Annotated in this window: 15 protein-coding genes and 1 tRNA gene; 3 read left to right on the top strand and 13 right to left on the bottom strand. The window is 48.7% G+C overall.

Annotated features, from left to right (window positions below; all coding sequences use genetic code 11):
* Positions 1 to 132: 132 nt before the first annotated feature.
* From htpX to ABMB67_RS00505, 3 genes are all read right to left on the bottom strand, one after another.
* Complete coding sequence (gene htpX / locus ABMB67_RS00515) at positions 133 to 1,047, bottom strand: protease HtpX (RefSeq protein ID WP_354570783.1); 915 nt, start codon at positions 1,045 to 1,047, stop codon at positions 133 to 135.
* 63 nt (positions 1,048 to 1,110) lie between these two features.
* Positions 1,111 to 2,058, bottom strand: coding sequence for a TRM11 family SAM-dependent methyltransferase (locus ABMB67_RS00510; RefSeq protein ID WP_354570782.1), 948 nt, complete (start codon positions 2,056 to 2,058; stop codon positions 1,111 to 1,113).
* A gap of 32 nt (positions 2,059 to 2,090) precedes the next feature.
* Complete coding sequence (locus ABMB67_RS00505; RefSeq protein ID WP_435528534.1) at positions 2,091 to 3,890, bottom strand: UbiD family decarboxylase; 1,800 nt, start codon at positions 3,888 to 3,890, stop codon at positions 2,091 to 2,093.
* Between the two features lie 147 nt (positions 3,891 to 4,037).
* Between ABMB67_RS00505 and ABMB67_RS00500 the strand changes: the two genes are divergently transcribed.
* From ABMB67_RS00500 to ABMB67_RS00490, 3 genes are all read left to right on the top strand, one after another.
* Positions 4,038 to 4,134: transfer RNA gene (locus tag ABMB67_RS00500), tRNA-Sec, on the top strand.
* Between the two features lie 282 nt (positions 4,135 to 4,416).
* On the top strand, positions 4,417 to 4,902 hold the full coding sequence (locus tag ABMB67_RS00495) for a hypothetical protein (RefSeq protein ID WP_251222178.1): 486 nt from the start codon (positions 4,417 to 4,419) through the stop codon (positions 4,900 to 4,902).
* A 214-nt stretch (positions 4,903 to 5,116) separates the two neighbouring features.
* Positions 5,117 to 6,277 carry a YecA family protein gene (locus ABMB67_RS00490; RefSeq protein ID WP_354570781.1) on the top strand — a complete coding sequence of 387 codons (1,161 nt, stop codon included), beginning with the start codon at positions 5,117 to 5,119 and terminating at the stop codon, positions 6,275 to 6,277.
* Between the two features lie 259 nt (positions 6,278 to 6,536).
* On the opposite strand, the gene ABMB67_RS00485 is transcribed toward ABMB67_RS00490, so the two are convergent.
* The 10 genes from ABMB67_RS00485 to ABMB67_RS00440 form a co-directional block, all read right to left on the bottom strand.
* The gene (locus tag ABMB67_RS00485) at positions 6,537 to 6,665 is read right to left on the bottom strand and encodes a hypothetical protein (RefSeq protein ID WP_354570780.1); all 129 of its coding nucleotides are present in this window, start codon (positions 6,663 to 6,665) and stop codon (positions 6,537 to 6,539) included.
* A 16-nt stretch (positions 6,666 to 6,681) separates the two neighbouring features.
* Complete coding sequence (locus tag ABMB67_RS00480) at positions 6,682 to 6,993, bottom strand: hypothetical protein (protein ID WP_251222176.1); 312 nt, start codon at positions 6,991 to 6,993, stop codon at positions 6,682 to 6,684.
* A gap of 34 nt (positions 6,994 to 7,027) precedes the next feature.
* Entirely contained in the window at positions 7,028 to 7,999 is a 972-nt protein-coding gene (locus ABMB67_RS00475) for a 3,4-dihydroxy-2-butanone-4-phosphate synthase (RefSeq protein ID WP_354570779.1), read from the bottom strand.
* Positions 8,000 to 8,026: 27 nt separating this feature from the next.
* Complete coding sequence (locus ABMB67_RS00470; protein WP_354570778.1) at positions 8,027 to 9,106, bottom strand: maleylacetate reductase; 1,080 nt, start codon at positions 9,104 to 9,106, stop codon at positions 8,027 to 8,029.
* Positions 9,107 to 9,138: 32 nt separating this feature from the next.
* Complete coding sequence (locus ABMB67_RS00465; protein WP_354570777.1) at positions 9,139 to 10,338, bottom strand: thiolase family protein; 1,200 nt, start codon at positions 10,336 to 10,338, stop codon at positions 9,139 to 9,141.
* A gap of 152 nt (positions 10,339 to 10,490) precedes the next feature.
* Positions 10,491 to 11,126, bottom strand: a complete 636-nt coding sequence (locus ABMB67_RS00460) for an alpha/beta hydrolase (protein WP_354570776.1) — start codon at positions 11,124 to 11,126, stop codon at positions 10,491 to 10,493.
* Between the two features lie 9 nt (positions 11,127 to 11,135).
* On the bottom strand, positions 11,136 to 12,110 hold the full coding sequence (locus ABMB67_RS00455) for a ring-cleaving dioxygenase (protein WP_354570775.1): 975 nt from the start codon (positions 12,108 to 12,110) through the stop codon (positions 11,136 to 11,138).
* 198 nt (positions 12,111 to 12,308) lie between these two features.
* On the bottom strand, positions 12,309 to 12,974 hold the full coding sequence (locus ABMB67_RS00450) for a 3-oxoacid CoA-transferase subunit B (protein WP_251222170.1): 666 nt from the start codon (positions 12,972 to 12,974) through the stop codon (positions 12,309 to 12,311).
* A gap of 6 nt (positions 12,975 to 12,980) precedes the next feature.
* Positions 12,981 to 13,643 carry a 3-oxoacid CoA-transferase subunit A gene (locus ABMB67_RS00445; protein WP_354570774.1) on the bottom strand — a complete coding sequence of 221 codons (663 nt, stop codon included), beginning with the start codon at positions 13,641 to 13,643 and terminating at the stop codon, positions 12,981 to 12,983.
* 37 nt (positions 13,644 to 13,680) lie between these two features.
* Complete coding sequence (locus ABMB67_RS00440) at positions 13,681 to 14,451, bottom strand: citryl-CoA lyase (RefSeq protein ID WP_354570773.1); 771 nt, start codon at positions 14,449 to 14,451, stop codon at positions 13,681 to 13,683.
* Positions 14,452 to 14,486: the final 35 nt, after the last annotated feature.

The following is a 14,486-nucleotide window of genomic DNA, read 5'->3' as shown; positions in this document are numbered from 1 at the left end:
CGCAAAACAAAAGAATAGTGGCTCAGCGCCCGGCCATGATCAACACTAAAAAAGGCTGAGTCAAACGGAATTCCCGTTTTTGACTCAGCCTTGCGTACATCGTGATTAATCAGCACCGCCACTGCTCTCTCATTAGCGTTGTTCCAAGCGGGCAATGCGTTCATCTAAATCGGGGTGACTTGAAAACAGTCTCATCACTCCGCCTTTTCCGTTTATTTTCATCGTCTGAATTGCCGTATCGTCCGTCCGGTCATTGACCTTCGCCCGGTCGACATACGCCTTCAACGAACGAAGCGCATGGGCCATTTTATCGTTTCCGGCTAAATCGCCACCGCCACGGTCAGCGTGGAACTCACGATGGCGCGAATACGCGTTGACGACAATGCTCCCGAGAATCGAAAATAAAATTTGGAAAATAATGATCGCCGCAAACTGGACAATCCATTGCAGCTCTGCTCTGACAAAGCGCGAGACGATAATTGCCGCAATCCGTGAGAAGAAGACGACAAATGTATTGACGATCCCCTGCAGCAAGGTCATCGTCACCATATCGCCATTGGCGACATGCGCCACCTCATGGGCGATGACACCTTCCACCGCATCCTCGTCCATCGTGTTTAACAGACCGGCCGAAACAGCGACGAGCGAGCGTTTCTTCGACGGCCCTGTCGCAAAAGCATTTACCTCAGCAGACGGGTAAATCCCGACCTCCGGCATATGTGTAAGCCCGGCCGCGCGTGAAAAGCGATGTACCTTTTCCACGACAGCCCGTTCCTGAGCCGATAAAGAACCATTTGGATCAAGCACCTTGACCTTCATCATTTTCTTCGCGACCCAGCGCGACATCGCCAAGGAAATAAACGAGCCGGTGAAGCCGACAAGCAAGCTAAAGATCATTAACGAAGCATAATCAATGCCCAAACCAGGACCACCTGTTTCAAACGTGCCATTGACACTTGTAAAACGGGTAATCAGCGACCAGACAATGACAATCGTCGTCATGACCATAATATTCGTCACTAAAAAAAGCAAAAATCGTTTCCCCATTTGTTCCCCTCCATATTCTCTTTGTTTAAGTGTAACATAGCTTGCAGCGCGGTTGAACGAAAATCATCGGCAAACGATGATTTCACGGACAAAGCGGCCTTTTTTCGCAAGCGCCCGGTCGATGACATGAAAGCCAGCCCCCTGTAAAAACGAATCGAGTTCTTCCACGGTCACGACGACAAGCTTACCGGCAAACGCCCGCGCCGCCTCAAGCATCTCCCGCTTCACGTCAGGACTGAGCACCGAACAAAGATTGTAGGGCATATCCATAATCGCGACATCATAACGCTCCCGGACTTCCCGCATATCGCGAAGGTTGACCGGACACTCGTAGCCGAAGTGAGCAACGTTTTTGCGCGCCTTCTGGGCGACGAGCGGATTGACCTCACCACCGGCAATCTCAATGCCCATTGACAAGGCCTCAATCAAAACCGTCCCTGCACCGCAGCACGGATCAATCACCTTCGCTCCTTGCGGCTCAGGCACGGCGATATTGACAACCGCTCGCGCGACCCTTGTGCTTAAGGCTGTTGAATACGCCTCCGGCTTGTGCTGATGCTCGAGCCAGATCGACTGACTTTCCTCGTAATAGCCGAGGAGCCAGCCTTCCGTCCATGTAAGCAGAGCGACGATCCGTTCAGGCTTGTTGAGATCCACCGTTCCCCGCAGCAACGAGCCAATCTCTCGTTCCAGCCGGCGACGCTCGTGAAAAGCAAGCGATTTTCCCTTTGCCAGACTGTCATTTTTGATCATCGTCACTTTAAAGGACTCCGCTTCAATGACCCGACCATCCGCTTTCGTGAGTAGCTCTTCCAACGACTCAGCCTGAACGATGATCTCGATTCGCCCACGTATAAACGGACTTCTGCTCGGATCAATCTTCTTCCTGCTTTGCAGCACCTTCATACCCGTATCTGCCCCAAAGAGGCTGCGCATTTCCAGCTTCGCTAACGCCTCGTCATCGTCATGATAGGCATAGAGGTACATATAATTTTTTTCTGCTGTCTTCATTGCTGCCTGCCCTTCTTTATTCATACGATCCGTTACACGAGAGGAGCGACACTTTTTTCCACCTCGGGATCGGAAATAAGCGGCGGGGCATGGTGCGGCTTGATGCGCGCATCGATGATTAGCTGATCACAGCCCCAGTGCTTGTATTCATAACGGCTGTTCACCCCGTACAGATCATGCGACGGATTGCTGCGCGTAAAAGTAACCCACAGGAAATTGGCCAGCGTGTCACTGACAAACGCACTGTCATCACATAGAATGAGCAATGGGCAGGAGTCAAGCCCGGCTTTTTCGGCAAGCTCGGAAGTGAGCTTCTTCACTTCCTCTTCTGCCTCGTCATAGCTGACAAAAGCTGGCCCCTGAAGCGCGACGACTCCCGGCATCACAAACTGCGGCCGCCCAAAGTCGGCAAGCCCTTCAAGCCCGGCCGGCACCTCCTGACACAGCTCACGCTTCTTCTCGCCATATGCCGCTATAACCACCTTGCTGCCTTGATTAAGTCCGGTCCCTGTATAATCAAGCGTATCAATCGTCGTATTCGTTTGAAAATGCAAATCGCGTCGCAAATCCACCCGTTCCAATATATACGTCAGAAATTCAATTTCCTGATGGGTGTCAAGCGGCTTGTCATCCTCCGCTGTAATGAACAAATATTTTGCCAGACTGACCTGCCCTGTTCCTAAAATACGGTTGGCGATCGTTAAAAGCTCGGCCGGCTGCTTCACCTGCGCATAAGGCGTGTAGCGCTCGCTGCCAATCGCAAACAGCAACGGGTGCACCCCCGCGGCATCGACAGCGTGAACTTCCTTCACTCCCGGGATTTCCTGCTTGATCGCGCTTCCCGTCAGCTCATGAATCAACTCGCCAAAAGCGGTATCCTCCTGCGGCGGGCGGCCAACGACAGTAAACGGCCAAATCGCCTTCGGCTTGGCAAACACTTTATGCACTCTCATGACAGGAAACGGGTGAGTCAGACTGTAATAGCCTAAATGATCGCCAAAAGGACCCTCCGGCTTCGTTTCGCCCGGATGAACTTCCCCCGTAATGACAAAATCAGCGTCGTGGCTAATGCAATAGCCGTCGACATAGCTGTATTGAAAGCGGCGCCCCGCCAGCAGTCCAGCAAAGGTCAGCTCGCTCAGCCCTTCCGGCAATGGCATCACCGCCGCCAGCGTATGCGCCGGTGGGCCGCCGACAAAAATACTGACCTTCAACGGCTTGCCAAGACGAGCCGCTTTCTCATGGTGGACACCAATTCCGCGATGGATCTGATAATGAAGTCCGACTTCCTTGTTAAGCTCATAGTCATTGCCGCTTAATTGCACCCGGTACATGCCGAGATTCGCATTCATGATTCCCGGCTTCTCCGGATCTTCACTGTACACTTGCGGCAGCGTGACAAATGCCCCGCCATCGTTAGGCCAATGATGAATCATCGGCAAATCGGAAATGCTGATCTCCTCAAAGCCGGCTGACTCAAAGCTTTTTTTCTGCGGCAGCGCCTTGCTCGCGGCGAGCCCGGTTTTCATATGCTTGAACGGCTGCTTGAGCACGCTCATCGGATCATTGCGCAGGGCGATAACCTCCTGCGTCTTCTGCAATGTCTCACGGAAAAGAAACTTGCTTCGCGCCAAATCGCCGAATATATTTGACGCCGCCCTGTACTTCGAGCCCTTCACTTTCTCAAATAGCAGCGCCGGACCCCCGGCCTCAAATACCTTCAAATGCAATGCCGCCATCTCAAGATAGGGATCAATCTCTTCTGTCACTCGCATCAACTGACCGTTTTTTTCAAGGTCTTTTATACTTTCTTCAAGAGTACGAACCATCATTCACTGCTCCTAAATCTGTCATAATAGCTTTATTATACTTCGTATCGAAGAGCTTGTCTGTAAACAGACAATGACTTTAAAGAAAATGCACAGCGATTTTTGGTTTGCAAGCTCCTTCCTTTGCTTGTATAATGGAGGCTGTCCCTTGGGGCTGGCTGCGACACTGGTGTTCGCCACGGTCTTCAAAACCGCCTGGGAGGCGCGTGCCGTCTCCGCTAGGTTCGATTCCTAGACAGTCCCGCCACAAATGATCCATACTATTGACATGTTACATTCACGATGAAATACACTGCAACCCGCGCCCCCTCTGTTCGGCCCATCAACCGGAACAAAACACCCCTTTATGCCTAGGTAAAGAATTTCTTTCCCATAAAAATCTTATGTAAACTTTATTGATCTTCCCTCTTTACAAGCTTTGTCCATATTGAAGTCAGCCAATCGTCCAATCGATGATTTTTTTTTTGTAATAATGGTTACGTTAAAACAGACATAAAAAACAGCGAAGGAAGTGAAGGAGGAATGGAAAGTGATATCAAGGAAGCATCTGTTTGTTAACCTGGCGCTACTCATTGTGCCGTGGCTGTCGATGCTGTTCATTGGAAAGCGTACTTTTAAACAATACTCTTTTTCGGGTATCGTTATCGTCATTTTCGAGATTTTAAATCACTTGTACGGAAATAAACGGAAATGGTGGAAGTTTTACGACAAACCAAATTCCTTTCTCAGAGATGAACTTCCTTTTGATATTGGTCCCTATATGCCTCTTTCGATGTGGATGCTCAAGCTTTCATACGGGAACTTCAAAAAATTTATCCTGCTCAACGCAATCGCGAATGGCCTTTTTGCCTTTGTCTTTTTCGACATCCTTGAAAAATTAAAAATTGTCCGCTTACACAAGCTAAACCGATCTCAATTCTTTATCTACCTGCATTACAAAGCGTATGTATTATATGGCGTTCAGTATTTATATGAAAAAGTAAACACTCGCCATTCCCTCACATTACAAAGATAGGGCAGCCCCTTGCGCTATCTTTGTTTTCCCTTCCCCACTTTTTCTTTGGCCCTGCGCTCATTTTGATTACATTGAATGCTGTCTAAACCTAGATAAATTCCTCTATTTTTTCTATACTAGTTTCAAAGAGGAATAGGGTAAAAAGATCAGACAGGAGGTATGCTTTATCAGTGATTTTTTTGATCAGTCCGATAAAGACGTATTAGATGAATTTATGGAAGCGTTGATAGAGGAAGAAAGACAGCAGATTAAGCTTGAAAAACGGCGTCAACTAAAAATAGCGAGAAACATCTCCGCTCCCTGTTCCCTTCAGGAAGCTCTGCGCGCTGTACCAAAAACACAGCTGGACTTGATGCGGCGGCTATTCAACATTTCAGGCTTGAGTCAATTAAAAAAAGCAGAGCTTGCAGATGAACTGAGCAAACGAATCCCTTCAGAGCTAATCGACCGATTCTTTCTGTTAAATGAAGAGAACTACAAGCTGTTACGCAAGTTAAGCAGGAATGAGTTTATCGCCGCTGCTGAATTGTCACTGGAGAAGCTCGCATTTTTGAGCGACTTTAGTATCGCGTTTCCAGCTTTCAGAAAAGCGAAAGCTGAGCTCGTTATAACGATGCCGGAGGAAGTCCGACATGTGTTTCAGCAAGCAGAGAAAAACAATCTGCAAGCAACAGTGAAAAGGAATACCGACTATTTGAATGTAACTGCCGGGATGCTTTACTATTACGGTTATTTACCCAATGATACCCTTTACGACATGATGACAGGGATGTATGGGGAGACCTTCGATATGATAGAGTACATGGATATTCTCTTTTTCAATATCGCTGAAATGGACATGCCCTTCATCCCGGCCGACGATGGTTGGCTCCACTGTAGAGTATTTGGTTCTGAGCATCTAAAAGAGGAACAGGCGATGTATCCGGAGGTCGACTATTATCCATTTACGAAGGAACAATTTTTGCAGGCAGCCGACGATCAATTTGTCGAATATACACCAGCGATGAAAAAGCTTCTCGCATTTCTGCAAGAGGGCTACCATCTCTCAAACGAAGATCTTCATGAGGAAGCGCTTGATTTTGACACGAGAATCAAAAACGATATAAGTTGGGATGAATTAATTACATCTGCCAAAGAGGAATTCGAACTCCCTACCGCCCCGATTGGCGAGCTGTTTACGAATCATCTGATGGACGTGTTTATGAATACCCGCCAGTGGAAATTCAAAGGCTACACCCAGAATGAAGTGAACCGCCTCTCCACCCCGGAAGAGCACAATGTCATCGACATGCAAAGCTACCGAAAAGTACGGAGAAACGCCCCCTGCCCATGCGGAAGCGGAAAAAAATACAAAAAATGCTGCGGACGGAAGTAAGAAATGCAGGTAAATAGAGGCCACTGAAAAACCTCTTTTTCCGTAACTCGAAGAAGAGTAATGGCTCCGCGCGTTGCGCGCCTTACTACGAGAAACCCACTCGTAGTAAGGCTTTCAAAATCAGGCAACGGCTACGCTCATTACGAAAAAGCTGTTGAAAAAGTACGATTTTCACTTTTTCAGCAGCTTCGGTAAATATGCGAATCTAAAACAAGGATCGAGCTACTATTTTCATAGCTCGATCCTTGTTTTAACCATTTTATTCAATCGGGAAAATCGTCCCTTTCTTCATGATCCCGTTTGGATCAAAAGCCTTCTTTAATGTTTCTAAAATATAGTAAGAGGAGCCATCTTCATCTTTCACCCATGCTGTTCTAATCGTTTCCACACCCATTTTTTGATGGCTAAGAAATCGCGTTTTCCTTTATATCCTCTTGTCTGCCACTCCTCTGATTCACTTCCAGGAATTCCGTTAACAATGCCGTCAGCCGGCCATGACCAAACTTCATCCGCCTGCCATTCCGGCATTCTTTGGAGTGATTGGCTAAAAAGTGCAAAATCTTTTTCCTTCGTTTCAGGATGTCTTTTGTTCCGTTCAGAAAAAACCATTCGTCGATCGTATTGTAAACGCCTCGATTGAGGCCATATCTTTTCTCACACCACTGTACGAAGGACAAGTCAGGTAAATGAATGATGAGATCGTCGTTTTCTTTCATTCCCCGTTCCCCCAGTTTGTTTGCCCGAGTGTAGTCACGTCAATTCTTTTATTTTCTGATCGGACTTTTGCGTCATGTCTGTTTGCTGTATCCATTCACGCAGTTGCTTAATGACCACTCTCTTTTCTTCGGCGCTAAGCGGTTGACGTTCATCTGCCCGTTGATAAATGAGACAGCTGTAGGTACCGTATAATAATTGATCAAAATAGTACGGAAAGTGTTTTTCACACGAGCAATTTTGGTTTTCATTCAACAAGTCACCCCATATGCATTGTTCGTACACATGAATCCGCTTCAGTTTGTCTCGTGTTTTCCGCAAATAGACCGTGAAGCTGCTTTCATTCAGGCGGTTTGTCATTTGATAAACGTCGATCTCCTGATTGGCCGCTTTCATCACTTTTCTTTCCCCTATATCGAGCCAATTTGTTTTTTCAAGCTGCCATGTAGTCACCTCACTGATCGTGACGAAGGGAAGGCGATGGAGTTCAGCCATTTCACGTAACCTGTCTAATGAGGCTATCTTTCCTTTTTCATCAAGAATTTCGCAAAGGTAGGCAACAGGTTCCTTTGTGAGCATATCCGCCAGAGAGACTGCCGCTTCGCAAATGTTCCGCTTTGTTATGATGCCTTTATCGCTGCTGATTAATGGAAAGATGTGACCCGGTCTTTTAAAGTCTTCTGCTTTCGTCCCTGCCCTGGCAAATGCGCGAATCGTCTCCGCACGTTCAAACGTGGAAATCCCTGTCGTTGATGTTGTATAGTCTACCGAAACAGCGAAGGCTTTAGCGGACTGTAACGAACCCGCTCCGCCGATCAGGGGCAAGGCGAGTCGCTTTGCATGACTTTCTGTAATGCAGACATAGACAAGCCCTTTTCCATGGTGAGCCATAAAATTCACCTTTTCCTTATTTACTTCCGTCGCCGCTCCCATCAAATAGCCAAGCTGACTGGCAAGATCATCATATAACAGGACAAGCCCAGATGGATCGTTCAAAGGTCCACTCACCCGGCTTCCCTCCTTCCAAATTGCTTGTTAAAGCAGCTTGCTCCGTTTTGGTCTTTCTCCATAAAAGGCGTACTCTAATAAATGACGAATTGAGGTTGCCTCAAGAGGCCGGGGGTTGTAGTATGGATGTTTCACAGCAATGTCCGCAGCTTCGTCAAGCTGCTCCTTCTTCATCCCGATTTCCTTTAATGAAACAGGAACACCCAAGGCATTTGTCAGATCGTATAAAGAGCCGGCGACATCATCAGGCTCGCAGTTGAGCGCCCGGGCGATCGCTTCCAGCGCCGGCCGGATAGCAGCTGAGTTGTACCAGAGCGCATAGGGCAGGATGACAGCATGCGTCTCCGCGTGCTGAAGATTATAGCTCCCCCCAAGCACATGGCACAGCTTATGATGGAGCGCCATCCCTACCGAACCTAGCACGAAGCTGCCGAGCCATGTCCCGTACAAAGCTTCCGTACGCAGGGTGACATCTTTCGGGCTCTCGATAAGCGCCTGCAACGTTGAACAGAGGACGCGAATTCCTTCCTCCGCCAACAGGGAAATGACCGGATTGGCATTTTCAGCATATAGCCCTTCTACACAATGGGCTACAGCATTTATGCCACTTGTCGCTGTCAGGCGTGACGGCAAGGTCACTGTTAATTCGGGGTCATAAATGACTGTTTTCGGCCTGACAAGCAAACTTTTCCCCGTTTTTTTCTGCCCGTTTTCCGTGATTCCCCAAATCGGTGTCATCTCTGAACCGGCATAGGTTGTCGGGATCGCCAAGATCGGGTAGCCAGTTTTCAAAGCGAGCGCTTTCGCCAGGCCAATTGAGGAACCTCCGCCAACAGGCACAAAGCTATCAACATCAAATTGACGCACGACTTTCATCGCATTATCGACCGTTTTTACGGGTACATGCTGAACCGCTTCCGTAAACATAGCGGCGCACCGTTCTCCAAGTAATGCGGCCATGCTATTGGCGAGTTCCCGGCGCCCCGCTGTCGTGATCACCAGTGCTCTTTTGCCGCCTAGTTTCTCCAGCTCAAATCCAGCTTCTCTTATCAGCCCTCTACCGAATTTGACACGGGATTCATGACTTTCATATAAAAATGCTTCCATTCCGATTCTCCTTTATCAAGGTCAACGCGAGCTCATCGAGCGGCATGTCTGAAAATCGTGGCAATTCCCTGACCACCGGCAATACATAAAGTCGCTAGCCCCCATTCAACTCCTCGCCTCATCATTTCATGAATCAGCGTCACACAAATTCTCGCCCCGCTGTTCCCAATCGGATGTCCGAGCGCGATTGCCCCGCCATTGACATTGACAATTTCCTCAGGAAGATCAAGTTCTTTCATGACGGCAAGCGCTTGTGCAGCAAAGGCTTCATTCACCTCTACTAAACCAAGATCCTCACGTCTCAGCTTCGCCATTTGTAATGCTTTTTCCGTTGCCTGTACCGGACCGATTCCCATCCGCTCAGGCTGCACTCCCGCTACCCCGACACCGACGATCTCAACGAGCGGCTTCAGTTGATAGTGCTTGATGATGTTTTCAGAGACGACGAGCAGCAGCGAGGCACCGTCGTTAAATCCTGACGAATTTCCAGCTGTCACCGTTCCATTTTGTTTAAACACCGGTTTGAGAGAAGCCAGTTTTTCGATCGTGGTTTTTCTAGGGTGCTCATCCGTGGCGAAAAGCAGCGGCTCCCCTTTTCGTTGCGGGACCGAAATCGGGATGATTTCGTCTTTGAACCTTCCGCTTATGATTGCCGCATTTGCTTTCGTTTGACTGGCATGGGCAAAGGCATCCTGCTCTGCTCTCGAGATCGAGTATTCTTCTGCGAGATTCTCAGCGGTCATCCCCATCGTCAATCGTCCATAGGTTTCTTCCGGCTGTGACCCCGGCTGACTCTCTTTATTCGGATCGAGAATCTCGGCATTTCCTGAGAAAAACCCGAACCGGGCATTGCGCAAATAATAAGGCGCTGTACTCATGCTTTCGACCCCTGCCACAATAAAGGCCTCCCCCAGGCCGGCTTTCATTTGAAAAAAGGCGTTATGAATCGCCTGCATCCCGCTTCCACATTGGCGATGAACCGTATAGCCCGGCAGCGACTCTGGAAAATCAGCTTTTAACAGCGCTTTTCTCGCTATGTTTGCCTGATCCTGACTTTGTTTCGCCTGACCGACAATGACCTCATTGATCAGGCTCTCGGGTAGCGATTTCTGCTTTTTGATATCCTGAAGCAAAGGTAAAAGCAAGTCATCGGGTTCGATCCTTTTCAGGGTACCCCCTAGCTTGCCGACCGCAGTGCGCTGTGCACGTACAATATACGCACGAGCTGCCATCCGACTCCCCCCTTCTATTAAATGCAAAAGACCCTTCCAAAATAAGCATGGGCACAATGTGCGTTTCTTCTGGAAGGGCAATGAGAAGTTCCGGCAAAACCGAAAGCGCTTTCTATTTTTTGATTACGATTTTCGGCAGAACCTCCCGCACTTCATTCTTTCACATTGCGAATCATCTCTCTTGCAAAATCGATTTCGTCGTCATTGATCTCATGCCCCATCCCTTTATATATAACCGTTTTCGTTTGAGCGCCGAGCTTGTTAAAAATCGCCGCGGTATCATGAATCCGTTGTTCCGGCACCCATTCATCGACATCGCTTGACCCCAGAAAAACCGGAGTATTCTGAAAGGAGCCTTGGCTATTCCATTTCGTGCCATCAGGCCCGATCACCCCACCCGTATAGACGATAATCCCGCCATACCGTTCAGGACGGCGTACCGCAAATTCAGCTGTTAAACAAGCTCCCTGCGAAAACCCGAGCAGGACGATCTTCGATTTCGGTATGCCCTCGGCGACCAGCTCTGAAATCCGCTGCTCATAGCAATCGAGAGCATAGCTTAAATAAGGCTCATTTTCAGCGATCTCTTTCATGAAGCCGACCGGGTACCAGCTGTTCTGAGCCGCTTGCGGGGCGACATAATGAACATCAGGAAGCTGGATGCGATCCACTAGATTCAAGACGTACTCAGTCGTTTGGTCACGCCCGTGCACCATGAAGACAACGGCTTGTGCTTCAGAAACCGCCGGCCCCCGCCTGACGACCGGCTGCTGTAAATGAATATTCATTAACGCGCCTTATTTCACCAGTGGCTTTTGCGGATTGGTGATCGGTTCAAGCTGGCTCATAATTTCTTCACTATCCTTAAGCTTCCACGGCGGAAGATGAAGCTTTTGTCCAAGCTCTTCAAACGGTTCATCGATCGTAAAGCCGATATCACTTGTCGTGAACTCACAAAGAATGCCACCAGGCGATCTGACGTATGCGGAATGGAAGTAATAACGGTCTTTAATTTCGGACATGTCGGTAAAGCCCAAGCCCGTCACAATTTCCCGCACCTGATTTAGCTCATCGTCCGTATCAACGGCAAAGGCAACATGATGAATCGTACCGGCACCGAGACCCCAGCTTCCTTGAGGAAGATCCGGCTCGTGCACAACATAAATCGTTTTATTCGCTCCCCCCTCCTTTAATTCATACTGATAATAATTCCTTTCCTGGCCGATAAATTGAAAGCCGAGCACTTCAGTAATAAAACGGTTCTGTTCTTCTACTTCCCGCACCGACATCGTCACACTATGGAATCCTTTGACCGCTTCGTTAATCGATACGTCATCGGTGACATATCCTCTCCTTGTATCCGTATCATCTTCGACAAATTCAAACTCAAGCCCGCATGGATGCATAAAAGTTAGGCGTCTTTGGCCAAAGCGTTCTTCAATGGTACCGTGCCGGACATGATGCTTTTGAAAATGCGCCACCCAAAATTCGAGTGAATTGGAAGGCACGGTATACGATGTGATCTTAACCTGCCCTGAGCCTCTTCTTGCTTTAATTCCAGCCTTTCCATACGGAAAAGTCGTCATCGCCGAGCCGATATCAGCATCAGCATTTGTATAATAAAGATGATAAATAGGCAATGGACCGTCCATTAAGACCGTCTGCTTAGCCAAACGTTGCCCGACAATCGTCGTAAAGAAGTCGACATCTTCCTGGGCGCCTGCCACCCCGGCCGTTACATGGTGAATCCCGTTAATAAGATTTTGCAGCATAGAATTCTCCTCCTTGTTCATTGTTAATTTGATGTGGTGAACCACTGTCTTCACTTTAAAACGCTGCTCTAACCAGTTACTTACACAGGCAGGCTCTTTTTCTTACTCACAGCGTTTTTTTTCTGACAAAAAGAGGAACGGAGAAAAATTAGCAAAAAGGCCGGGAAAAAGGTAAAAAACCCTTTAACCCGGCCTGCCTCACACGTGAATCTCCTTTATATCATTCGGGACAATTAATGCCGGCCCGGTGGCCTGCTGGACTTCCTCGACCGTCAGTCCCGGGGCGATTTCTTTTAAAAGCAGCCCTTCCTTCGTCACTTCAATCACAGCCATATCTGTAAAAATACAGCTTACACATTGTAAAGCGGTCACCGGATAATCAAGTTCCTTGACGATTTTCGCCTGACCATCCTTGCTCGTATGCGTCATCGCGATATAAAGTGCCTTCGCTCCGATCGCAATATCCATGGCTCCGCCTATCCCGCCTAATTGCACGCCTTTTACTTTCCAATTGGCAAGGTCGCCTCGTTCTGACACTTGCATCGCGCCGAGCACCGCCACATCAATGTGCTGACCTCTGACCATCGCAAAAGAGTCGGCCGAATGAGAGAAGCTCCCTCCCGGAACAAGTGTGACAGGCTCCTTTGCGGCATTGACGAGATCGGGATCAGCTTCATCCGGGTCAGCAAGCGATCCCATCCCCAGTACACCTTGTTCGCTGTGATAGATAAATTCCGCTTCCGGGGAAACGAAATTGCTGACCAGGACAGGAATGCCGATTCCTAAATTAATCACATCGCCATTACGCAGCTCTTGGGCGATCCGTTTGGCAATTTGCTCTCTCGATAGCAGTCGTTGATCCATTTTTTCTCAGCTCCTTTTTACGACACGTTGGACGAAAATCCCCGGTGTGACGATTGCCTCCGGGTCCAATTCACCGACCTCGACTATTTCATCAACTTCAGCAATCGTGACCTTGGCCGCCATCGCCATCACCGGATTAAAGTTACGCCCTGATTTGTTGTAAACGAGATTGCCCCAGCGATCCGCCTTTTTCGCGCGAATAAAAGCAAAATCCCCTTTGATTGCTTTTTCTAGAATACAAGTGATCCCGTTGAATTCCTTCTCGTCCTTGCCTTTTGCCACTTCCGTCCCGACACCTGTTGGTGTATAAAAGGCTTCAATGCCCGCTCCCCCGGCCCGGATCCGTTCGGCCATCGTCCCTTGGGGAATCAGCTCCAAATCAATTTTTCCCTGCTTATATTTTTCCTTAAACACATAGCTGTCTTTTTGCACCGGAAAAGAGCAGAGCAATTTCGCAATCCGGTCATGAGCGATTAATTTCGCAATTCCTTCCTCGTGATAGCCTGGATTGTTGCTGACGGCTGTCAGGTTTTTCGCCTCCTGGTCGTATAACGCATAAATTAATTCATACGGCACCCCCGCGCCGCCGAAGCCGCCGAACAAGACCGTGCTCGCGTTATCTACGTCAGCAACTGCCTCAGAAGCAGAAGCGATTACTTTGTTAATCATCTGTCACACCCTCCGTTCATCAAAAATAACCTGCTTATCAACTTCTGTAATCGGTATGGTTCTCCACATATTCAAACAGCTGCTGAGCGACGGATTCCTGCCTTCCTTTTTCAATCTCCTCGGCAATATGACCGACGAGCCCGACAGCCCTCGCCGCGACAGCAAATGACTTCACAAGTCTGTAATCAATCTCCATATCCGACATGATCGCCCCGATCGCTCCGGTGACATTTAACGTAATTTGCTTCCCTTTCTCCTCACAAAACTGCTTGTGCATCTCCAGCAATAGCTTTGAATGCTTACGGAGGAAGCCGAGATCTTCCGCTAACGCGAACAGCTTTGGTGTACGCGGATCGACCGGTTTATGGATGTGGTGACCAAACCCCGGCAGTTGCAAACCCTGCTCCTTCCGTTCCTTAATGACCGTCGCCGCAAGCTCTTCAATGCTCTTCTCCTCTCCATGCTGCCGGAAAGTGTTTTGCAGCATTTCAGAGACATATTCCATCGCCCCGAAATAAACAGTGCCGGCCCCAAGCAAGCCGGCCGCCACGGCAGCCTGAACAGCCTCGGGCGCGCCGAGATACGTAAGTCGGGCCGAAATGGAACTCGGGGTAAAGCCGTGCTCACAAATCGCGATCAACAATGCGTTGAGCATTTGTGATTCCTCCTCCGACGGCTTTCGATGCTTCGCCCCTAAAAACGCCATATCAGCAAGGGTAATGTTTCCGATTAACTGCTCGGCCAGGTCGTAACCATGTACTTCGATCGATTCTTTCGTTGACTTGCCAATTCTTGTTTCTAATTCCATCGCGACAGCCTCCCCATTCAATTCATGTAGAATAG

Source organism: Halalkalibacter oceani (genome assembly GCF_040544555.1).
In the GTDB taxonomy this organism is placed as follows: Bacteria; Bacillota; Bacilli; order Bacillales; family Bacillaceae_D; genus Halalkalibacter; species Halalkalibacter oceani.
The sequence above is the reverse complement of the archived record's forward strand: the minus strand, read 5'-3'. Positions and strand labels throughout refer to the sequence as shown.